Source organism: Rhodoflexus sp. (assembly GCF_053489755.1).
On the sequence record NZ_JBRCHD010000012.1, the window covers coordinates 1 to 20,988 of the forward strand.

The 20,988-nt window shown below is 46.0% G+C and carries 23 protein-coding genes; 15 read left to right on the forward strand and 8 right to left on the reverse strand.

Going from position 1 to position 20,988, the window contains the following annotated elements; genetic code table 11:
* Nucleotides 1-91 precede the first annotated feature (91 nt).
* Entirely contained in the window at nt 92-301 is a 210-nt protein-coding gene (locus ACWIP2_RS02240; RefSeq protein ID WP_448518268.1) for a GDCCVxC domain-containing (seleno)protein, read from the reverse strand.
* Nucleotides 298-900, reverse strand: coding sequence for a mercuric transport protein MerTP (merTP, locus tag ACWIP2_RS02245; protein WP_448518269.1), 603 nt, complete (start codon nt 898-900; stop codon nt 298-300). Before merTP ends, ACWIP2_RS02240 begins: the two co-directional genes overlap by 4 nt.
* A gap of 265 nt (nt 901-1,165) precedes the next feature.
* On the opposite strand from merTP, the gene ACWIP2_RS02250 reads away from it, so the two are divergent.
* The 10 genes from ACWIP2_RS02250 (at nt 1,166) to ACWIP2_RS02295 (ending at nt 7,703) form a co-directional block, all read left to right on the forward strand.
* On the forward strand, nt 1,166-1,558 hold the full coding sequence (locus tag ACWIP2_RS02250; RefSeq protein WP_448518270.1) for a DUF4296 domain-containing protein: 393 nt from the start codon (nt 1,166-1,168) through the stop codon (nt 1,556-1,558).
* Complete coding sequence (locus tag ACWIP2_RS02255) at nt 1,555-2,361, forward strand: TatD family hydrolase (protein ID WP_448518271.1); 807 nt, start codon at nt 1,555-1,557, stop codon at nt 2,359-2,361. Before ACWIP2_RS02250 ends, ACWIP2_RS02255 begins: the two co-directional genes overlap by 4 nt.
* Before the next feature lie 39 nt (nt 2,362-2,400).
* The gene (locus ACWIP2_RS02260) at nt 2,401-3,384 is read left to right on the forward strand and encodes a COX15/CtaA family protein (protein ID WP_448518272.1); all 984 of its coding nucleotides are present in this window, start codon (nt 2,401-2,403) and stop codon (nt 3,382-3,384) included.
* A 14-nt stretch (nt 3,385-3,398) separates the two neighbouring features.
* Entirely contained in the window at nt 3,399-4,286 is an 888-nt protein-coding gene (gene cyoE, locus ACWIP2_RS02265; protein WP_448518273.1) for a heme o synthase, read from the forward strand.
* A gap of 4 nt (nt 4,287-4,290) precedes the next feature.
* Entirely contained in the window at nt 4,291-4,893 is a 603-nt protein-coding gene (locus ACWIP2_RS02270; protein WP_448518274.1) for a cytochrome c oxidase subunit 3, read from the forward strand.
* A 67-nt stretch (nt 4,894-4,960) separates the two neighbouring features.
* A complete protein-coding gene (locus ACWIP2_RS02275) occupies nt 4,961-5,701 on the forward strand; it encodes a cytochrome c oxidase subunit 3 (protein WP_448518275.1) in 741 nt (246 codons plus the stop codon).
* Between the two features lie 25 nt (nt 5,702-5,726).
* Nucleotides 5,727-6,041 carry a cytochrome C oxidase subunit IV family protein gene (locus ACWIP2_RS02280; protein WP_448518276.1) on the forward strand — a complete coding sequence of 105 codons (315 nt, stop codon included), beginning with the start codon at nt 5,727-5,729 and terminating at the stop codon, nt 6,039-6,041.
* Between the two features lie 44 nt (nt 6,042-6,085).
* Complete coding sequence (locus ACWIP2_RS02285; RefSeq protein WP_448518277.1) at nt 6,086-6,748, forward strand: SCO family protein; 663 nt, start codon at nt 6,086-6,088, stop codon at nt 6,746-6,748.
* 74 nt (nt 6,749-6,822) lie between these two features.
* Nucleotides 6,823-7,416: a DUF420 domain-containing protein gene (locus ACWIP2_RS02290; RefSeq protein ID WP_448518278.1), complete on the forward strand. Its 594-nt coding sequence runs from the start codon at nt 6,823-6,825 to the stop codon at nt 7,414-7,416.
* A complete protein-coding gene (locus ACWIP2_RS02295; RefSeq protein ID WP_448518279.1) occupies nt 7,413-7,703 on the forward strand; it encodes a hypothetical protein in 291 nt (96 codons plus the stop codon). The genes ACWIP2_RS02290 and ACWIP2_RS02295 overlap by 4 nt, the downstream gene beginning before the upstream one ends.
* Before the next feature lie 209 nt (nt 7,704-7,912).
* Here ACWIP2_RS02295 and ACWIP2_RS02300 read toward each other — a convergent pair whose 3' ends face one another.
* A complete protein-coding gene (locus tag ACWIP2_RS02300) occupies nt 7,913-9,271 on the reverse strand; it encodes an MBL fold metallo-hydrolase (RefSeq protein WP_448518280.1) in 1,359 nt (452 codons plus the stop codon).
* A gap of 409 nt (nt 9,272-9,680) precedes the next feature.
* Here ACWIP2_RS02300 and pdhA point away from each other — a divergent pair, with 409 nt between their 5' ends.
* Nucleotides 9,681-10,712: a pyruvate dehydrogenase (acetyl-transferring) E1 component subunit alpha gene (pdhA, locus tag ACWIP2_RS02305; protein ID WP_448518281.1), complete on the forward strand. Its 1,032-nt coding sequence runs from the start codon at nt 9,681-9,683 to the stop codon at nt 10,710-10,712.
* 282 nt (nt 10,713-10,994) lie between these two features.
* Here pdhA and msrB read toward each other — a convergent pair whose 3' ends face one another.
* On the reverse strand, nt 10,995-11,528 hold the full coding sequence (gene msrB, locus ACWIP2_RS02310; RefSeq protein ID WP_448518282.1) for a peptide-methionine (R)-S-oxide reductase MsrB: 534 nt from the start codon (nt 11,526-11,528) through the stop codon (nt 10,995-10,997).
* A gap of 108 nt (nt 11,529-11,636) precedes the next feature.
* Here msrB and miaE point away from each other — a divergent pair, with 108 nt between their 5' ends.
* The 4 genes from miaE to ACWIP2_RS02330 all read left to right on the forward strand — a co-directional run bounded on the left by miaE (nt 11,637) and on the right by ACWIP2_RS02330 (nt 16,479).
* The gene (gene miaE / locus ACWIP2_RS02315; protein ID WP_448518283.1) at nt 11,637-12,236 is read left to right on the forward strand and encodes a tRNA isopentenyl-2-thiomethyl-A-37 hydroxylase MiaE; all 600 of its coding nucleotides are present in this window, start codon (nt 11,637-11,639) and stop codon (nt 12,234-12,236) included.
* Nucleotides 12,237-12,296: 60 nt separating this feature from the next.
* On the forward strand, nt 12,297-13,937 hold the full coding sequence (locus ACWIP2_RS02320) for an AAA family ATPase (protein ID WP_448518284.1): 1,641 nt from the start codon (nt 12,297-12,299) through the stop codon (nt 13,935-13,937).
* A gap of 51 nt (nt 13,938-13,988) precedes the next feature.
* Nucleotides 13,989-15,104 (forward strand): PD-(D/E)XK nuclease family transposase, encoded by a 1,116-nt coding sequence (locus ACWIP2_RS02325; RefSeq protein ID WP_448518285.1) that lies wholly within the window; start codon nt 13,989-13,991, stop codon nt 15,102-15,104.
* A gap of 121 nt (nt 15,105-15,225) precedes the next feature.
* Nucleotides 15,226-16,479, forward strand: coding sequence for a replication-associated recombination protein A (locus ACWIP2_RS02330; RefSeq protein ID WP_448518286.1), 1,254 nt, complete (start codon nt 15,226-15,228; stop codon nt 16,477-16,479).
* Between the two features lie 57 nt (nt 16,480-16,536).
* Here ACWIP2_RS02330 and ACWIP2_RS02335 read toward each other — a convergent pair whose 3' ends face one another.
* The 4 genes from ACWIP2_RS02335 to ACWIP2_RS02350 all read right to left on the reverse strand — a co-directional run.
* On the reverse strand, nt 16,537-17,100 hold the full coding sequence (locus tag ACWIP2_RS02335; protein ID WP_448518287.1) for a hypothetical protein: 564 nt from the start codon (nt 17,098-17,100) through the stop codon (nt 16,537-16,539).
* Between the two features lie 29 nt (nt 17,101-17,129).
* Complete coding sequence (locus ACWIP2_RS02340; protein ID WP_448518288.1) at nt 17,130-19,427, reverse strand: TonB-dependent receptor; 2,298 nt, start codon at nt 19,425-19,427, stop codon at nt 17,130-17,132.
* A gap of 120 nt (nt 19,428-19,547) precedes the next feature.
* Nucleotides 19,548-20,225, reverse strand: a complete 678-nt coding sequence (locus ACWIP2_RS02345) for a zinc metallopeptidase (protein WP_448518289.1) — start codon at nt 20,223-20,225, stop codon at nt 19,548-19,550.
* A gap of 54 nt (nt 20,226-20,279) precedes the next feature.
* A partial coding sequence (locus ACWIP2_RS02350) for a lysylphosphatidylglycerol synthase domain-containing protein (RefSeq protein WP_448518290.1) occupies nt 20,280-20,988 on the reverse strand: 709 nt, incomplete at its 5' end.

The following is a 20,988-nucleotide window of genomic DNA, read 5'->3' on the forward strand; positions in this document are numbered from 1 at the left end:
AGCACTTCACTGTCATAGAAGCACGAAACCCCCGCTTTTGCAAAACGGCTGTTATGCGGTCGGCTTTCTATTTCTGTCAGTCGTTTCATTGTCAATTACAGCAATTTGTCCCTGCTTGAATGGGCGGACACTTTACTTTCCCATAGCTACAATAAACGCAACAGTCGCCCTGTTTTGGCTTTAAAACTTTCTTGCAGTTTTCACACTCGTAAAAATATTGGCAAGCGTCTGTCGGCATAGTTTCTTCTTTCTTGTGTCCACAGTCGGGGCAAGTAATTGTTGATTGCAGTATTATGTTCATTTTATTTCTTTCTTGTCGGTTATTGAATAGCCTGTCTTTGCAATGGCTTTTTCTATTTCTTGAATGTCGGTTTTAGTCTTGTCAAACTGCACGATTGCGTTTCCGTTTTCGTATGAAACAGTCGTGTTGATTATTCCTGTCAGTTTATTCACTTCGTGATTTACGTGTTCTTCGCAACCTGTGCAAGTCATTCCGTTAATTGTAAATTCTGCTGTCTGAATGTTTGCTTTTTCAGTTGAAATTGTTTGTTTTTCTGTCTTAGGGAAAAAGACATGTGTATAGGTCGGAAATGCAAGCATTAGTCCTGCAAGAACTGTTACGATACCTAAAAATGTTTTTGTCTGAATGAATGGTGTTTTTTCGGTCATGTCGCAGTTGCAGTCCACTTGTTTCTGTGGTTTTAATTTCTGATACCAAGCAAATCCAAGAACTAAAACTGTCAAACCGATTAAATACGGTCTTAAAGGGTCAAGCCACGAAAAAGTCGAAGCAAGTCCACTTGTCCCCGCCAACAAAGCCAAAACAGGTGTAATACAGCAAAGTGAAGCCGAAATTGCTGTCAAAAGTCCAAGTCCTGCGAGTTTATTTTCTGATTTCATTTCTTATCTCAAGTCCAATAATTGCCTTGTACACTGCCGGAGCATCAGTAATCGCATAACTATACAACAAAACTCATAGGCTTATGATTTCCCATTGCTCAACAAATATAAACCATTCCACACAAAAAGCACAACGCGGAATGCGCTATCTTTGTGGAGCTCGATTGGCAATGCTATGTTATTGTTGCGCAAAGTTTTATATATTGTATCATGTGTAAACCTGACAGGTCTTGAAGACCTGTCAGGTTTCAAGGGTACATCAGGTTTGAAAAAGTTCCTGCGATTATGTCTGCTGCTCGTCCTGCTGACAGGCTGTGCAAATAACAATTCGCAGGAAGCTCCACAAGGCACGCTACCTATGCCTAAAATGGCTGCCATTCTTGCCGATATCCACTTGGCAGAAGCAGCAGTAGCATTGCAGGGCTTGACTTTTCAGGAGGCACTCTCCCGCTACGACCGCTATGAGCGCGAAATTATGCGTCGCCATCAGACCGACACTATTACTTATCGCCGGTCGTATCAGTTTTATGCAAGTGACAGCTATCGCCTTAGCGATCTGATGAAGTTGGTAGCCGATACGCTCACCGCGAGACAAAACAGACTCCGCAACGATTCTACAGCAACTACCCCCCAAACAGCGCCTCTGCCTCAACAATGATAGATACCCACGCACATATTTACTCCCGACAGTTTGACAGCGATCGCGATGCGATGCTGGAGCGCACCTTTGCCGCAGGAGTGCATAAAATCCTGATGCCCAATGTGGACAGCCAATCCATTGAAGGCATGATGGAACTGGCTGCCCGCTATCCCGAACAGTGCTTCCCAATGATGGGCTTGCATCCTTGCTCAGTAAAAGCAGACTTTGAAAAAGAACTGCAAATTGCTGAAGATTGGTTCAAAAAATATCCATTTATAGCTGTGGGCGAAATGGGTTTAGATTTGTATTGGGACAAAACCTTTTTTGAACAACAAAAAGAAGCCTTTCGCATCCAGGCGGAATGGGCAAAGCAATACGGCTTGCCGCTGGTTATTCACTGCCGCGAAGCTATGACCGAAACGCTTGCACTGTTGGAGAGCCTCGCCGATGAGCGATTATTTGGCGTACTGCATTGCTTCACCGGAACAGCAGAAGATGCTGCAAGGCTCTATGCAATGAATTTCCGCGTAGGTATCGGCGGCGTTGTTACCTATAAAAAGAGTGATTTAGCGGCAGTTGTGGCGCAAACTCCGCTCGAACAAATCGTACTGGAGACAGACAGCCCCTATCTCGCGCCTGTTCCGCATCGTAGCAAGCGCAATGAAACTTCCTATTTGCCGCTAATTGCCGAAAAAATTGCAGAGGCACGACAATTAAGCCTTACAGAAATAGCCTCTGCCACAACAAAAAACGCTATAAGTTTGTTCTTTGAGTGTCAGCCGCTGATTACTGCGCAAACCTCTGCAGCAGCTATTAGGTAAGGCTTTTTTGGAGTACATTTGCGCAAAATTTCTGAGACTATGGCACGTGCATTTCGTCAATTTGGTATCATCACTATTATAGCTGTTTATCTGTTGATACTTGTTGGTGGCATTGTGCGAAGTACAGGCTCAGGTATGGGCTGTCCGGATTGGCCGAAGTGCTTTGGACAGTGGGTTCCTCCAACCGATATTAGCCAACTCCCTCCCGACTATAAGACCATTTTTAAGGTTAAGGGCAAAGAAATTGCCGATTTTGACCCTTTCAAAACTTGGGTGGAATATCTAAACCGTCTGTTGGGGGCGCTTATCGGTCTGTTTATATTTATCACATTACTGCTTTCGATGAGCTACTTCCGCCGCGATCGCATGGTATTTTACCTGACCTTGCTGGCATTTTTGATGACAGGTTTTCAGGGTTGGTTGGGATCAGTTGTCGTGGCTACAAATCTCTCACCGTTCATGATCACGCTGCATATGGTGGTTGCACTACTCATTGTTGCCATACTGATTTACGCCATTTCGCGTGCACATACGGGATATGTAGAGATCGAACAAGTGCGTGATAAAAGTAAGCTCAATTTTGTGCTGGGCGTTTGTGCACTCATGGGACTCTCGCAGATAGTGTTGGGTACGCAGGTGCGCGAAGCCATAGACCACATTGCTTTGCAGATGAACTATCTGGCGCGAGAGACATGGATCGAGCAAATCGGACTTTCATTCTACATACATCGCACCTATTCTCTTGTGATCCTTGCAGCACACCTGTATTTAGTGTTTTTATTGCGCACAAATATTTCACACGCGGGCACACTCGCCTTTTGGTCAAATCTACTGATAGGGCTGATTGTGGGTGAGATTCTAACAGGTATTGTGATGGCTTATTTTGCTATTCCTGCTATTATGCAACCGCTGCACCTGTTGCTTGCTGCCCTCATGTTTGGTGTTCAGATATTGCTTGCGCTTTTCCTAAACAGCGAACGCGTATTTAAAATGGCAAACTCTTACTCATCATTATCCGCTTAACACTAAAAAAACTGATGTCAACTCAAACCATAGCAGTGCCAAATCTTTCATTTAAGATCAGACAATTTATGTTGCTGCTGAAGTTCCGCCTCTCTTCATTGGTGGTATTTTCAGGAGCTTTTGGCTATCTGCTTGCCAATACCAGCAATTTTAACTGGCTTGCATTTGTAGCTTTCTGTTTGGGTAGTTTTCTCGTTACGGGAGCTGCCAACACAATCAATCAGATCATCGAACGCGATCTGGATAAGTTGATGTGCCGCACTGCCGATCGCCCGCTGCCAACAGGGGCGCTAAGTCCACAGGAGGCGAGCATTTACGCTACAATGCTTGCAATAGTCGGCATTTCTCTTATCGCTATCTTTGTCAATACCCTCAGTGCCTTGCTGGGTTTGCTTTCACTGATTTTGTATGCGTTTATTTATACGCCCCTCAAGCAAAAAACCTCCGCTTCAGTGTTTGTAGGTGCATTTCCCGGCGCATTTCCACCATTGATCGGCTGGGTAGCTGCTACAGGCACTATTGGTGTAGAAGCATTGGTCATTTTTGCTATTCAGTTTGTTTGGCAATTTCCGCATTTTTGGGCAATTGCTTGGGTCTCAGACGAGGACTACAAGCGTGCAGGCTTTAAAATGTTGCCTTCCGGTGGAAACAAAGATTCAAACACAGCGTTTGCTATTATGAATTATACGCTCTTTTTGATTCCGCTCGGTATGCTTCCTATGTACTTTGGCATTACGGGCATTGCTTCTGCCATCATCGCTACAGTTTGCGGCATCCTATTTCTGCTGCAAAGTTTCTATCTGATCCGCAAACTGGATAACAGAGCTGCATTGAGCTTGATGTTTGGCTCATTTATTTACCTTCCGGTTGTACAAATTGCATACTTATTAGACAAGTTATAATTATATGGCAACACGCATAAAGATAAAACCAACGACCGAACAGCCAGCCCCAACACTATCTATGCATCCTAAAAAGTTTGCAATGTGGCTGTTCATTGTAAGCATTATTATGCTTTTTGGCGGGCTGACAAGCGGCTACATAGTGCGCCGTGCCGAGGGGAACTGGCTGGAGTTTGAACTACCTACCATATTCTATTACAGCACGGTCATCATTATACTGAGCAGCCTGACGATGCACTGGGCATATTTGAGTGCTAAAAAGGATGAGTTAGGTAAACTTAAAGCAGCACTTTGGCTGACTTTTATACTTGGCATGGCTTTTTTGGTAACCCAATGGATGGGCTGGGTAGAACTGGTGAATATGGGTGTATTCTTTGCAGGTGCACAGTCAAATCCTGCCGGTTCATTTCTGTATGTGCTTTCAGGGCTGCACGGACTACACTTGATCGGAGGCTTGGTATTCTTAGTCATCATTATCGTAGCTGCCGTTCGGCTGCAAATACACGGAAAATCAATGGTGCGCCTTGAAATGTGTGCCACTTACTGGCATTTCCTCGATTTGCTTTGGGTTTATTTGTTCGTATTTTTGTTAATAAACGGGATTTGAAATAATTTTGAATGCCAATTTACACTTCCCGTGATTGGTGCAATAGCTCAGAACACAACAAAATAATATGTCCACTGTAACTGTATCAAAGAAACGATCTATCTGGGACGGCGGTAATTCACCGCTGAACGTAAGCTATGGCAAATTGATGATGTGGTTTTTCCTATTGTCTGATGCCTTTACCTTTTCCGGCTTACTGATTACTTATGGTATGTTGCGTTATTCGCATCCTGCGTATGAAGGCGACCATTCCCAGTTTACTTTCTCTACCGAATATTGGCCTATACCGGAAAAAGTATATGCTGCTGTTCCTTTCTTTGAAGGAATGCACCTGCCGCTCGTATTTGTTACCATCATGACTTTTATTCTCATTATGAGCAGTGTTACAATGGTTCTTGCTGTAGAAGCAGGTCATCGCATGGATCAGAAAGATACTGAAAAGTGGATGCTGTGGACAATCCTTGGCGGCATCACCTTTCTTGGATGTCAGGCATGGGAGTGGAGCCATTTCATTCACGGCGAAGCCCCCGGTACACTCCAACCAGATGGTACGATATTCATGGGCGCTAACCTGCTTCAAAATCAGTACGGGCCTCCTGTGTTTGCCAATTTGTTCTTTTTTATCACAGGCTTTCACGGATTCCACGTTCTTAGTGGCGTGTTGCTAAATATCATCGTCTTCTATCAGGTAGCTACGGGGGTTATGCATCGTCGTGGACACTATGAAATGGTAGAAAAAGTAGGCTTATACTGGCACTTTGTTGATTTGGTGTGGGTATTCGTGTTCACATTCTTTTATCTTATCTAATTCATCATCGAACTTACTTACGACTATGGCATATAGTAATAATTTGACTCCTGAAGAAGCGCACAAGGCTGCTGTAAAGCGCATCTGGACTGTTACAGGCATACTGGCTGCCTTGACAGTCCTTGAGTTAGCATTGGCTTTTACAATGACACCCGGTACAGCACGTAATATGATCTTCGTGTTGATGACTTTTGCGAAGGTGTTCTATATCGTAGGTGAATTTATGCACCTCAAACAGGAAGTAAAAGTACTGGTTTGGTCTATTGTATTGCCTTGCATATTCGTAGTGTGGCTGGTGTTGGCTCTTTTGGTAGAAGGAAGTTCTATCCTTCTTAAGTAGTATCGTATATTAAGAGTTATGCAAAAGCAAGTTGTATCATATAGATGAACACTAATCAACTGTTGAAAGCCGGCGCACTTATGTTAATACTGGTGCTGCCGGCTTTGGCATTTTTATTTCTTCGAGGTTTTGGTGAAAATGAATTTGCCTTGCCTATTCTTAATCCTGAATCAGGGGAATGCGCTCCTAATAAGGTAGATGGCATCCATCGAATTCCCTCATTCTCATTTATCAATCAGGATGGACTTCCTTTTTCAGAAAAAGATCTGGAAGGGAAGATATACGTAACCGACTTTTTCTTTACTCGCTGTCCTGACATCTGTCTGACCATGTCTTCAGAGCTTGCACGTGTAAGCGAGGCAGTGAAAAACTATCCTGAGGTAGTGATCCTGTCGCATACAGTAGATCCGCGTTACGATAGCGCACAGGTACTCAAGGCATATGCCGAGCGCTATAAAGCTAATCCTAACCAATGGATTTTCGTAACAGGCGATAAAGCAGCTATTTATGAGCAGGCGCGTTGCGGTTACTATATCGCTGCAAAACCTGCAACAGCAGACACTGAAATAGATTTTATCCATAGCGACAAGTTTGTACTCGTGGACAAAGAAAAGCGTATCAGAGGCTATTATAGCGGTACTCGCCGCGAAGACGTAGATCGGCTGATCATGGAAATACAGGTATTGCTTTCTGAGTACAAAAAGTAGCCGATCATTTGAACAAAATGACAGAATGGCTGTTTGTATTTTAGGAATGCCATTTAATCTAACCCTCTCAACTTATGTCATCATTGCAAGATATTGCGCCCAAGCAAGATAAACGTTACTTGGCTATTATCGGTGTTATCTCGGTCGCAATACCGCTGGTAGTAGCGCTGTTGTTGTTTGTTCCGCAGACAGGAAAATTGGGCGATGTAGATGTCTCAATTTTACCGCATATTAATGCACTGCTGAACAGCGCTACCTCCCTGTGTTTGATTTTAGCGTGGTTTTTTATCAAAAACCGCAATGAAAACATGCATCGCAATTTGATGATAACAGCCCTTATCTTATCCTCGCTCTTTTTGGTCTCCTACGTGATTTATCATTTTCAGGCACCTTCTACTAAGTTTGGGGATACAAATGGCGATGGTGTTTTGAGCAACGTAGAGCTGGCTGCGGTGGGAATTACACGAAGCGTTTATTTGTTTATATTATTGACACATATCCTTCTTGCAGTTGTAGTTGTTCCGATTGTACTGGTTGCATTCTACTTTGGTTTGACCAACCAGCGCGCACGCCACAAAAAAATAGTTAAGTTTACTTTTCCTATTTGGTTATATGTTGCTATTACAGGTGTACTTGTTTATTTGATGATCAGCCCTTATTATGTATGAAAAAGTTTCTTGGCTTTGCATTACTATTTCTGCTGGTATTTATGCTGACAACTAAAATAGCTGAGGCACAGTGTGCGATGTGTCGTGCAACAGTTGAAAATAACATTAGCACAGGAGCTAATAGAATTGGCAGTGGGCTTAATACAGGTATCCTGTACCTGATGAGTATTCCGTATGTGCTATTTTTAGGTATTGCATATTTTTGGTATCGGCACAGCAAAGAACAGCGTATCAAAAAGATAGCACTCGCCGAGCGATTGCGTCAGGCAGGCGTATCAGCACCTTAAATTGCATTTGCCCAACAACTGTAACATTCACAAAAGTCCATTATTCTTATAGAATTGTGGTATTCATAAAAAAGACGAGGCTGTCTAAAAAAGCTGAATGTAGCACAGACTTTAGCCTGTAGTTATTTGATTATCAAGTGATTAACAAATCACAGACTAAAGTCCGTGTTACTTTTGGACAGCCTTGTTTTATTTTACTACTTAATCAACTAAAACGTACTAATCGCTTCGCTAAGGTCGTAAACCATAACGCCTTCTTTTTCCAATAGGTTGGCGATGATACTTGCCCCTGCTGCCGAGCGATAGCCGCCTGCACAGTGTACGACCACCGGCCTGTCTTTTGGAATGTCGGCGATGCGTTCGCGTAACTCAGGCAGCGGAACAGCTATGCTGTTGTCAAAAATTTTCTTCGTACTGATTTCCGACCAGTTGCGGATATCCACAATCGCATAATCGGAGGGCTGCTTGCGAAATGCTTCCACATCAATTTCAGGGGAGGTCAGTTCGCTGTAGCCTTCCAACACAAAAGCGCCTTTGATAGCTGCTTCATAACCGATTTTGGCAGCTTTGGCAATCAGTTCGTCTAATGTCGCTTCATCGGCTGCCACCAGATAGTAGGGTTCTTCGGGGTTTACAATGCTGCCCAACCATGTTTCAAATTTGCCGCCGTTCATCAGATTGATAGAGTTGCGCAAATGTCCTTTGCGGAATTCCACCTGCGGACGCGCATCAATGATAAGCACGTTGCGGTCTAACTGCGCCGCATCTTCCGCGCTGCGAATAGGATTCAAGCGAGGAACTTGGCGCACGCTTGAACTATAAGCGGGCGCGCCTTTTTTGTTCAAGTTCACGTCAAAGCCGAAATATTTAGGAATAAACGGCTGGTCGGCAATTAATTCTTTTACAAATTCGTCTTCGCTCATAGGGCGGAGGGCGTAGTTGCTCATTTTCTCCGCGCCAATGGTGCTTGAATGAGCGCCGCTCAAAGCCTTTCCACAAAGCGAACCTGCGCCATGTGCGGGGAATACCAACACATCATCGTCTAATTTCATCAACTTCTCGCGGGTGCTGTGGTACATTTGGCGGGCTAATTGTTCGCGTTGGGCGGTCAAGTTGCCGACGTTTTCGCGCAAGTCAGGACGACCAACATCGCCGATAAACAACGTATCGCCTGTAAATACCGCATGGTCTTTGCCATTGACGCTTAGCACAATGCTGATGCTGTCAGGTGAGTGGCCAGGCGTATTCAGTGAACGCAGGGTGAAATCACCCAGGGTGATGGTTGCGCCTTCGTCAAAAGCAACATGCTCATATTCAGCACCTAACAACTTGCTTACATAAATTTTTGCGCCTGTTTGTTTGGAAATTTCTAAGTGAGAACTTACAAAGTCGGCGTGTGGGTGTGTTTCAATAATGCCTACAATTTCAGCGCCGTGAGCTGCGGCAAAATCGTAGTAAGGTTGAGGATTGCGGGCGGGGTCAATCAACACGACCGCTTTATCTGATTCGCTCAAAATAGCATATGCGTAGTGCGCAAGTCCTTTGTCTTCAAACTGTTCTATTTTCATAACTTTGATGATTGTGTTTCGTATTTTAGTAATGCAAAAGTATAAAAGTTTTTTCAATAAAACAACATATGTTCATATATATTTTTTTGCATATGTTTTTGTGTCATTCATCGCGCTTGTTTCGGGTTGATATTCATGGCTTTTTGCCTATTTTTGCCCATATGGTTGGGCGTATAGCTAACTAAGCAATAAAATGTATCGTACCCTTAGGATGCGTGCTGGTTATCAATTAACTGAAGCTGTCTAAAAAGTAACACGGACTTTAGTCTGTAATTTCCTAAATAACTGACAATCAAATAGCTACAGACTAAGGCCTGTGCTACATTCAGCCTTTTTGGACAGCCTCTACAATTTGCAGAGTTGCTTAGCAGTCGCCTGATTTTCAACAGCAACTTACGATTAAATGAATATGAAACTTGTATTGACCCCACCTGCCAACGTGGTAGATGCCGAAGGAAACTTCACAAAAGATACATACATGTATTGGTACGAAAGCATGTACCTCATGCGGAAGTTTGAAGAAAAGGCTGGGCAACTCTACGGACAGCAAAAAATCAGAGGCTTTTGCCACTTATACATCGGTCAGGAAGCCTGCGCTTCGGGCGCCATTACAGCGCTGACCAGAGACGACAAGTGGATTGTCGCCTACCGCGACCATGCACACCCGCTGGGGCTGGGTACCAGCGCCCGCGCTGTGATGGCAGAACTCTACGGCAAAGCGACGGGCTGTTCCAAAGGCAAGGGCGGCTCTATGCACATGTTTGACAAGAACGTACACTTTATGGGCGGACACGGCATTGTAGGCGGGCAGATACCTATGGGCGCAGGCATTGCTTTCGCTGAAAAGTACAACAAAACAAGTAACGTCTGCATTTGCTACATGGGCGATGGTGCCGTGCGGCAGGGCGCGTTCCACGAAGCGCTGAACATGGCGATGACATGGAAACTGCCCGTCATTTTTGCCATTGAGAATAACGGTTATGCGATGGGTACTTCCTTACAGCGCGCCTCTAACGTTACCGATTTGTATATTTTGGGCGAGGCTTACCAAATGCCTTCCATGCCTGTGGACGGCATGAACGTTGAAGCGGTACACCATGCAGTAGCCAAAGCCGCTGCACGCGCTCGCGCAGGCGAAGGCCCAACTTTGCTAGAATTTCGCACCTACCGCTACCGCGGTCATTCTATGTCTGACCCGCAGAAATATCGCACCAAAGAAGAAGTGGAAGAGTACAAAAAATTAGACCCTGTTGAGCAAGTACGCACAACGATTTTGCAAAAAGGATTAGCCACCGAAGAAGATTTGGCAGCGATTAACGCCAGTGTAAAAGCGATTATAGAAGATGCGGTACAGTTCGCCGAAGAGTCGCCTTATCCAGACCCGGCAGAGGCGTTTACCGACGTGTACGTGCAGGCGGACTATCCGTTCATTATGGACTAAACAAAATGTAGAACGCCCTTTTGGGGTGTTTAAACCACAGCCGTTGTTCGTGTCCTCACAAACAACAGTGGATTATAAATAAAAAGCCTTCGCAACAAACGAAAGCTTTTTTATGCTGTTACCGTTGCGCGGCGACATGCAACGTCGCCGTTGCTTATTTATGAGCAGCGAGGTAGTTGTTCGTGGGGACACAAACAACGGCAGGAGCGCTTGTTTTACCACAAGGATACAAAAACACAAGGTATTTTACTTGTGAGCTAAGTGCGCTTGTGGTTGAAGCAACTATTCCTCTTGCTTGCCTTTGCTGTTATCTACCTTTTTGAACTCAATAGATACTGAATTTACGCAGTAGCGCAGGCCTGTCGGGTTGGGTCCGTCGTCAAATACGTGTCCTAAGTGTCCATCGCAGCGGGCGCACATAATTTCGGTGCGCACCATACCGTGCGAAGTATCGGTTCTGTATTTAATGCGTCCCTTGCCTATTTCGTCAAAAAAACTTGGCCAGCCGCAGCCTGAATCAAATTTTTGCTCAGAACTAAACAGTTCGTAGCCGCAAGCCGCGCAGGTATAAACGCCTTTTTCTTTATGCATATAAAATTTACCCGAAAAAGGTCGTTCGGTTCCTTTTTGCCGCAAAATGTAGTACTGTTCAGGGGTGAGCAACTTGCGCCACTCTTCTTCGGTCTTTACGACCCTTTCCACGTTTGCTAAAGCCTTTTCGTCCACTTTGAGCTTTTTTGATGTCATGTCCATATGTTGTCCGTTTGTGCAGTTGGCAAAAAGCAGCGCCAAAGATGCGATAATCCAATATTTCATGTGCTGTGTTTCTTTACAAAAACGTTTGCTTGTTGGCTTTTGTTTGTAATGACCAGGGCTTTAACATAGATTTATAGCCGATTCTGACGAAATTTGCCCTGCAAATACATGTATTTTACTCGCTATATGTTGCACCTCAAACTGCCGACCGACCCGCGCTGGGCGGACATTGCCGAAAAAAGTCTGGAAGACATCTTGACCGACCACGCCTATTGTGAACAAAAGGCGGCTTCTACCTGCATTTCCCTGATTGTGGAATATCCCGAACAGGAAAAACTGGTAGAAACGCTCACACCCGTTGTAACCGAAGAGTGGCAACATTTTGAGCAAGTGCTGGCACAAATCAAAAAACGGGGTTTCAAGTTGGGCAAACAGCGCAAGGATGAATACGTAGTTGCCCTGAATCAGCTCATTACCAAAGGCGGTTCGCGTGAGCAGCGGTTAGTGGATAAACTGCTCATTTGCGCCCTGATAGAAGCCCGCAGTTGCGAGCGGTTCAAAATGCTTTGGCAAAATATTGCCGATGAAGAACTTTCGCAGTTTTACTACGAACTGATGGCTTCCGAAGCGGGGCACTATGTTAATTTTATCGAATTAGCCCGCGAAATTATGCCGCGCCCCACAGTAGATGCTCGCTGGCAGGAATTTCTCAAAGCCGAAGCCCAAATCATTGAAACGCTGGGCGTGAGAGAGGGGAAGATGCATTAAACATATATCTGCCAAAATCAGCGTTCTTGCGTATATTGAAGGGCTAAATACTTTCCCCCAATGAAAATCACAAGCCTTGAACTAATCAACTTCAAACGATTTTCAAAGCTGCGGATTGAAAACATACCAACCGATACACGATTGGTCTTGCTGATTGGTTCCAATGGCTCAGGGAAATCGTGTGTGTTTGATGCCTTTGACTGGCTGCAAAAAGGCTTGTCAAAAGGGCTGCCTTATCAATCCGATGAGAGCTTGAACTATTATCGCAAGCAGTCGGAAAAGCCCGCCGAGGCAATCATTCAATTAGCCAATCAGGAAAAAATACACAAACAGGACTGGCAACTGCTGACGGGTAACGTACACACACAGCGATTCATTGGTCGCAGCAGTATCCGCATTGTGCCGCGTATTGTTTCCGCAATCAATCCGAATGCGGCGCTGACGGATGCTGACAGCCCCCGCACCTTTATTGAACAGGACGAACGGTTTTTAAATGATGTTTTCCTGTATATCCAATCCATCAATAATGCCCTGCGCGAACCTGTTTTCAGCGGCAGACAGGCGGATGTAATGCAAATTTTTCAGCAATTTATCAAACCTTTCAACGACTCATTGGCAGCTATTTTTGGCGAAAATCCGCAAACGGCTATTCGCATTGCTGAGTTTGAAGATGCAACGCCCAACAAACCCGCCAAACTGATTTTCAAAAAAGGTGATACAAAGATTAACTACGACCTGCTCAGTCATGGCGAAAAGCAGATTATCATTTTATTGCTAAACTTTATTGTTCGCCGTCAATCGTATGAAAATGCGGTTATTTTCATTGATGAAATGGATGTGCATTTGAATACACGGCTGCAATACAGCGTACTGAAAGAAATCACAGAGCGATGGATACCCGAAAGTTCGCAGCTATGGACAGCAGGTCATGCGCTTGGCTTTATTGATTTTGCCAACGACGACAGCAGGGGCGTAGTATTGGATTTTGATGATTTGGATTTTGACCAACCGCAAATCATCCGCCCCTCACCCAAAAATGATTTTCAGGTATTTGAACTTGCCGTTGGCAAAGATTTTATCGGCAAGGTATTGGAAGGACGCACCATTTATTTTGCAGAAAATACCGACACACCTATTTACAATAGTCTGAATTTTGAGAATACGCTGTTTTTCAATGGGAAAGATAAGATTGGCGCTTTTACACAGGCGCAACATCTGCACATGAACGCATTGGTGGACAGAGATTATTTGAGTGATGAAGAAGTAGAAGAGTTGCGCCGCACATATCCCTTTTTGCACATACTGCCTTATTACAGCATTGAAAACCTGATGTATCACCCCGATAATCTGGAAGAATATTACATTGCACAGGGTAAAAAATTTGACAAAATCGCCTATCAAAAGGCGCTTGCACAAGAGAAGCAAGAGAAGCAGTTGTATATAGCCGCAGGCATTGCCAAAGCCCGCGATGGTTATCCGTTTTTTAAAGAGGCAGCATTAGAAAAACAACGGAAAAAATTTATCGGGAACTACACAGCCGTGATTGAAATGCTTGCCTCTGATGATTTTGAAATATTCTACAAGGTGTTGCCCGCCAAAGATTACGGCACACAATTACCTGAAAGACAGAATATTCCACGTGAAGCGCTTGCCAAAACCCAATGGTTTCGCGAAAAAGTTGCGCAGGCGCTTAATACCTAATCCCTTGCCTACATTTTTTCGTATCTTTCACCACGACAATAGCGAAAACCGATGGGCAAAAGACTGATTCGTTTTGACTGGGCTATTAAAAGGCTGCTGCGCAACAAGGCTAACTTCGTTGTGTTGGAAGGCTTTCTATCGGAACTTTTGCGTGAGGACTTCAAAATCAAGCAAATTTTAGAGAGCGAATCCAATCAAATGACCGATGAGGACAAGTACAATCGCGTAGATATTCTCACGCAAAACTCTAAAAATGAGCTAATTATCGTTGAAATCCAAAACACGTATGAGATAGATTACTTCCATCGGATGATTTATGGCGCGTCTAAGGCGCTTACCGAAAATCTGAGTCTGGGGCAACCTTATTCCGACATCAAAAAGGTAATCTCTATCAATATCATTTACTTTGATTTGGGTCAAGGCAAGGATTATGTCTATCGCGGCACAACCAACTTTGAAGGTTTACACGAAAAAGATATTTTACAACTTTCCGATAGGCAAAAAGAAGCCTTTGTCAAGGAAAACATCGCCGATATTTTTCCTGAATATTATCTCATCAAGGTCAATCAGTTCAACGACATTGCCAAAGACCCGCTGGACGAATGGATTTATTTCCTGAAAAACAGCGAAGTAAAAGATGAGTTTAAAGCCAAAGGTCTGGCGGAAGCCAAAGAAGTTTTAGACATCATGCGCCTGAACAAAGAGCAGCAATACGGCTACAACCGCTATTTAGACTACCTGCACGTAAAAGCAAGCGAGGCGCTATCGCTCAAAATTGAGCAGGAAGAACTGATGAAAAAGAAAATTGCGGAAGAACTGGAAAAGCAGAAAGAGGTAATGGAAAGAAAAATTGCGGAAGAGATAGAAAAACAAAAAGAGGAGATGGAAAAAAAAGCTGCGGAAGAGATAGAAAAACAAAAAGAGATGATGGAAAGAAAAGCTGCGGAAGAGATAGAAAAACAAAAAGAGATGATGGAAAGAAAAACTGCGGAAGAGATAGAAAAACAAAAAGAGAAGATGGAAAGAAAACTTGCGGAAGAAACAGAAAAAAAAGCTGTTGAAATCGCTAAAAATCTGCTAACCTTAGGCATAGATAGTGAAAATATTGCCAAGGCGACCAATCTAACCGTTGAACAAATAGAACAACTGCGAAATAAAATGAAATAAGATGCGCTAAGCTAATGCGCTAAACGCATAGAGGAAAAAAAGCGCCAGCAAAACAACGGGCAAAGCAATCTTTTTTGCCCAAATTTTTAGATGATCACTATTGATTGTACGCCACAATTGCATGGAACGAAATACGCCGCTGGCAGAGAAAATGCGACCCCAAAGTTTGGAAGAGTATGTCGGGCAAACCCATTTAATGGGCGAGAATGGTATTTTCCGCAAGATGATTCGCAATAAGAACATTCCTTCGTGTATTTTTTGGGGACCTACAGGGTCAGGGAAAACAACGCTAGCGCTATTATTGGCGAAAACCTTGCGCTTTCCTTTCTTTACCCTGAGTGCCATCAGTTCGGGTGTAAAAGAAATCAGAGACGTCATTGACAAAGCAAAATTTCAGCCAAAAGCAATTTTATTTATTGATGAAATTCATCGTTTCAACAAATCGCAACAGGATGCGCTGTTGGGCGCGGTAGAAAACGGTACGCTAACGCTAATAGGCGCAACTACCGAAAATCCTTCTTTTGAGGTCAATGCGGCGCTGCTTTCCCGCTGTCAGGTGTTCATACTCAAATCGTTAAGTGAAGAAGAATTGCTCAACTTGCTGCATCGTGCGGTCGCGCGCGAAAGCGCCGATAGAAAAATCAGCGTTGAGTTGCAAGAAACTGATGCGCTTATTTCCCTCAGCGGCGGCGATGCCCGCAAAATGCTCAATCTGCTGGAAATGACGATTAACAGCGCCGCCGCCGAACCCGTCCTTATCACCAATCGGGCGGTGATAGAAGTTGCCCAACAGCGAACTTCCCGCTACGACAAAAGCGGCGAGCAACACTACGACATTATTTCGGCTTACATCAAATCCATACGCGGCAGCGACCCCGATGCGGCGCTTTACTGGCTTGCCCGCATGATGGCAGGCGGCGAAGATCCGCAATTTATTGCCCGTCGCCTGCTCATTTTGGCTTCGGAAGACATTGGCAACGCAAACCCTAATGCGCTGCTGCTCGCGAATACCTGCTTTCAGGCGGTAGCTGCTATCGGTTGGCCTGAAGCTGACTTGATTCTGTCGCAAACGACAATCTATCTGGCTTGTTCGCCGAAAAGCAACGCCTCTTACACCGCGATTCGCAAGGCTCAGGCAGCGGTCAAAGAATCAGGCGACTTGCCTGTGCCGCTGCATTTGCGCAATTCACCCACACAATTGATGAAAAAATTGGGCTATGGAGCCGATTATTTGTATCCGCATAACTATCCCGACAATTTCGTAGAACAACAATACCTGCCCGATGCTTTGAACGGACAGGTATTTTATCAGCCCGGCGACAACGAGCGCGAGCGGGAAATGGACAAGCGCCAAAAGAAGCGCTGGAAGAAATAGTAAAAGACAGATGCAAACCTGACGGGTTTGAGAAACCCGTCAGGTTTATCTATCGACTTATTGCACTGTAACAGAGAAGGTTACGTCAATATCCGTTTCGCCGCCGGCTTGCTGGAAGTTGCCGCTGTTCAAACCCGGAAACGCCTTATTCAGGTCGTGGCGCAGCACAATGCGAAGCGTGCCGCTGCCTGCCGCTTGCGTTTCCATCACATTGCGCAGCCCCAACGGACGGTTATTTTTGTCCACGTCGTTGTAGCGATGCGCCAGCAGCGTTGCAGGATTAATGATGAAGAAAAATTGATGTGCATCGGCTTCAGCAAGGATTTCCGCCGTTTTGTCTTCGCGTTTTGAGCCGTCCTCTTTGGAAAGCGTAAGGGTTACGTTGTAGGCGGTGCGGGCGCGAAGCGCAGGAGCGGTAATCGTCGGAGGGTTGCCGCCATCCCCGTCGGGGTCGCTAAACAGGAACGTAACCGCGCTGCCGCCGCCAACAGGCGTAAACACAACTTCCATGCGGTTAATCGCCTCTTTTTCATTCTCAGGTTCAGGGTCTTTGCGGTTGCATCCGCTCAAAACTACAACGGTAAACAGCAAGGCATATAAGCCTATATGCAATCGAAACATAGTTAAAATGGGTTTTAAGTGAATAAAATTTACAAAGTATATTTCAGATAAAGTTGAAAATTTCGTCCTTGCTCATCGGCAAAATAGCGGAAGCGGTTCATGTAGTCCCGATAAGCGACATTAGCGAGGTTGTAAACAGAAAAGCCAATGTCTATCGCTTGCCTGTCGCGCTTATATCGGATGCCGCTGTCAAAATTGAGCAGCGCGTATCCATCGGGGGGCGGCGCAAAGTCGCGATTTTGTTCTACTCGCCACTGTTGTGCCGTCAAGAGGCAGGTTAGCGCCGTATAAGCGCCTTCCCATCGGCTTGTTGAAGGCATTTTCAAGTTGCGCCGCAGCGTAACGGAAACTTGGTCGGGCGGAATCCAAGGCAAAAACGCGCGATTGGTTAGGTCTTTGGCGCGTACCATTGCGCCTTTGAACAGGCTTTCCCAAGCGGGTACAGGTTGCCAGCGCAGCGTAAAATCTGCGCCTAAGAGCCGCGCATCGGTTTGTTCAAAGTGGAAAACGGGAAACGCGCCGCGAATGGTAAGCCTTGTTTCCGCTTGCGGCGCAAGGTAGATGTAGTCGCTGATGTGCTGCGCAAAGCCGCTGATTTCCAGACTAATTTTATCGGTTTTTAGTTGGATACTGTTTATCCATTTCCATGCTTGCTCGGTTTTGAGGCTGTCGCTGCCAAATTCCAAAGCTGCCGCGCCGTGATGCAGTCCTTCGCTGTACAGTTCGTTAGGGGCAGGCGGTCGCCAGGCAGAGGCAAGTTGTGTGCGCAGCGTGAGTTTGTCGTTCGCATAAAACGCCGCGCCAACGGTTGCCGAAGCGTTGTTAAACAGCCGTTCCGTTCTTTGCAATACGTTGTTGCGGTCAAAACGGCGGACTTCCATGTGCCGCAGGTCGTAGCGAATACCCGCCTCTATGTCCCAACGGTTAGCGGCGTATTTCAGCATGGAAAAAGCGCCTGCCGCCGCTACCCAGTAGTTGGGAACTAAGGGACGGATACCCGTGCCGGGCGTGTTTAGGTTGCTTTGCGCCATGCCGTTGATACCCGCTTTCCACTGCCATGCACCGCCTTTTCCGGCTTCATAAACCAAATCCAGCGTGTGGGTGGATAGGTTCAAATCAAGGGCGGGAATATTTTCGCGTCCGCCGCGACGGATGTCAAACTCTTTCCTTCGGTTGCGCTGAAAGCCGTATTGCAGTTGCCATTCGCCTGTTGATTTTTTCCAATAACTATTGATTTTCAGCAGATTATGCGCCACTTCTTGTCGCGGGTTGCCGATTTGGTAGCTGAAATCCGACGTTACAACGGGGCGCGGGCTGCTCATCGCAAATTGCAGGTCGGTCAGGTTGCCGATGTGCGCGCCTCTGAAAATGCCCAGTTCGGTATTAAAACGGCTAAAAAAGGCTTCTATGCCATAGCGCTCTTTGCGGTAGCCGGCAGCCAACGAAAAATTCAGTTCGCGCACGCCTGTATTGGCAAGAAAATAATCAGGCGTATGTACGTTGCCGCTGCGTTTGCCCGTGAGTTGCGCCCGCCAGCCGATGCCGCTGTGGTAGCCGCTCACCTGCCCCGAAGCGATGCCTTGTCTGCCATTGCTTGCGCCCTGCAAGTGCAGTTCGGCGCGAATGCCGGCTTGCGTAGGCAGCGCCGGCGGATTGACCAATACCACGCCGCCAAGCGCATCTGAACCGTATTGCACGGCGGCGGCGCCTTTAACCACCGTCAGCCGCGACGCCATGAAAGGGTCAATTTCAGGCGCATGGTCTAAGCCCCATTGTTGCCCTTCTTGTCGGATGCCGTTGTTCAATATTAAGATGCGGTTGCTGTGCAAACCTTGAATGACAGGTTTGGCGATAGTCGCGCCGTTGCGCAACGCCTGCACCCCGCTGATTTCGCCGAGCGATTCGGCAAGTCCTCTGCCCTGTGTGCGGGTGAGCATTTCGCCGGAAACTTCGCTTAGGGTTGCCGCAGCCTTTCCGATGCTAATTTTTTCATCGGTTATGGTAACAGTCGCCAGTTCGAGCGTTTCGGGAATGAGCAAAATAACTTTTTCTTCATTCAGCGGCAGCGTGTAAACGGCTTCCTTGAAGCCCTCTTTGCTAATGATGACCTGAGCAAAGCGTTCGCAGCGATTTGCCGCAGAAGCAAAAGCGCCGTCCATATCCGTTGTCAGCGTCTCGTTCAGCCAACGCACCGACGCGCCTGCGATGGGTTGTTGTGTGTAACTATTCACCACTCTGCCTGCTATGCGCCCCTTACAGGGCTGTCGCTGCGCCTGGACACATAGCAAGGGAATTTGCGTAAGCAACAGGGTAAAGAGTAAACGCATTCGCTTTTGCAATTGAGTTGCAAAAATAGTTAAATGCAACTCAATTGCAAGTGGTTAGGTTGATAATAAAAAAGGTGGACAGTTTTTGCTGTCCGCCCCTATTATTGAGTGGTTAAATAATTAGTCGTCGTTTCTGCCCCCGAAAAGCATCATTACGTAGTAGAGCAAGGTAGCGATAGAGCCAATCGCCGCCACCACGTAGGTCATAGCCGCCCACCAGAGCGCGTTTTTAGCCATGCCATATTCTTCTCTGTCCACAACGCGAGCATTGACTAACCACTGCACAGCGCGATTGCTTGCGTCAAACTCTACCGGCAGGGTGATGATGCTGAACAATGTAATCATTGCAAACAGCCCCACGCCGATGAACAGCGGCAGCGGCGTTACTTGCATTAGGAAAATGCCCGCCAACAGAATCCATGTTACCCAGTTGGAAGCAAAACTTACTACGGGCACTAATTTGGAGCGCATTTCCAAAAAACTGTAAGCGGTCGCATGTTGTATGGCGTGTCCTGTTTCGTGAGCGGCAACAGCAGCGGCAGCCGCATTGCGACCATAGAACACCTCTTCGCTCAGATTAATGGTCTTATCGGCAGGGTTATAGTGGTCGGTCAATTGACCGGGTACGCAAGTGATTTCAACGTCGTAAATGCGGTTGTCTCTGAGCATTTTGTAGGCGATTTCAGCGCCGCTCATGCCTGAGCTTAGCGGGGTCATTGAATAAGTGCGGAACTTGCTTCTTAGCGTTGCTTGTACCGCCCAACTTATCGCCATGATAACCAACGAAAGTATCAACATAGTTCTTTTGCTTGTTTAACCGTAATAATACAAAACGCAAATTAAATGCGCAAGTTACAAGGCTGACATTTTGTCATTTTGATTGGCAGGCTTAAAAAGCAGGCTTACGCCTATGGCTAATACGCCAAAAACGATATAGACAAGCATTTGTGAACTATGCGCCATAAAGGCAAACTCTTGCGCCGGGCTTTGCGCAATGCCGTAAGCTGCCAGCGTAGCCGTTATGAGGAGGTGATAAACACCTATGCCCCCTTGCACGGGAGCGACAATGCTAACGCCGCTCATCATCAAAACGGCGAGCGCGCAATGCCAATCCAATTGTTCGGTAGTAGGCAGAGCAAAAAATAACACGTAGGAGGTCAGGTAATAGCAAATCCATATAAGCGCCGTATGCAATAAGAAGTTAATGCGCTGTTCAACCGACAGTTGCAAAACAGACAGCACGCCGTCTTTGAGTCCTTTGAGGAATCCGATGATTTTTTGCGCCCAAAGCAGTTGCATCCAGTAAGAACGGGTGGCGTACAAAACCGCCGCGCCGCCTAATCCTATCAGCGCGGCCGCGCCAAGCAAAAGACCTTTGCTCATTGCATCGCCTTGCGCTTGGCCGCCAAAAATTTGCGTAAGAAAATCGCTGAGGCGGTCAAACTCTAACCATAGCGCCGCCAGCGTAAACAACATAAGCATGAACAAATCAAAAACTCTTTCGGCAATTACAGCGCCGAAGGATATTTGAAAGGGTATGCCTCTCATGCGTTGCAACACG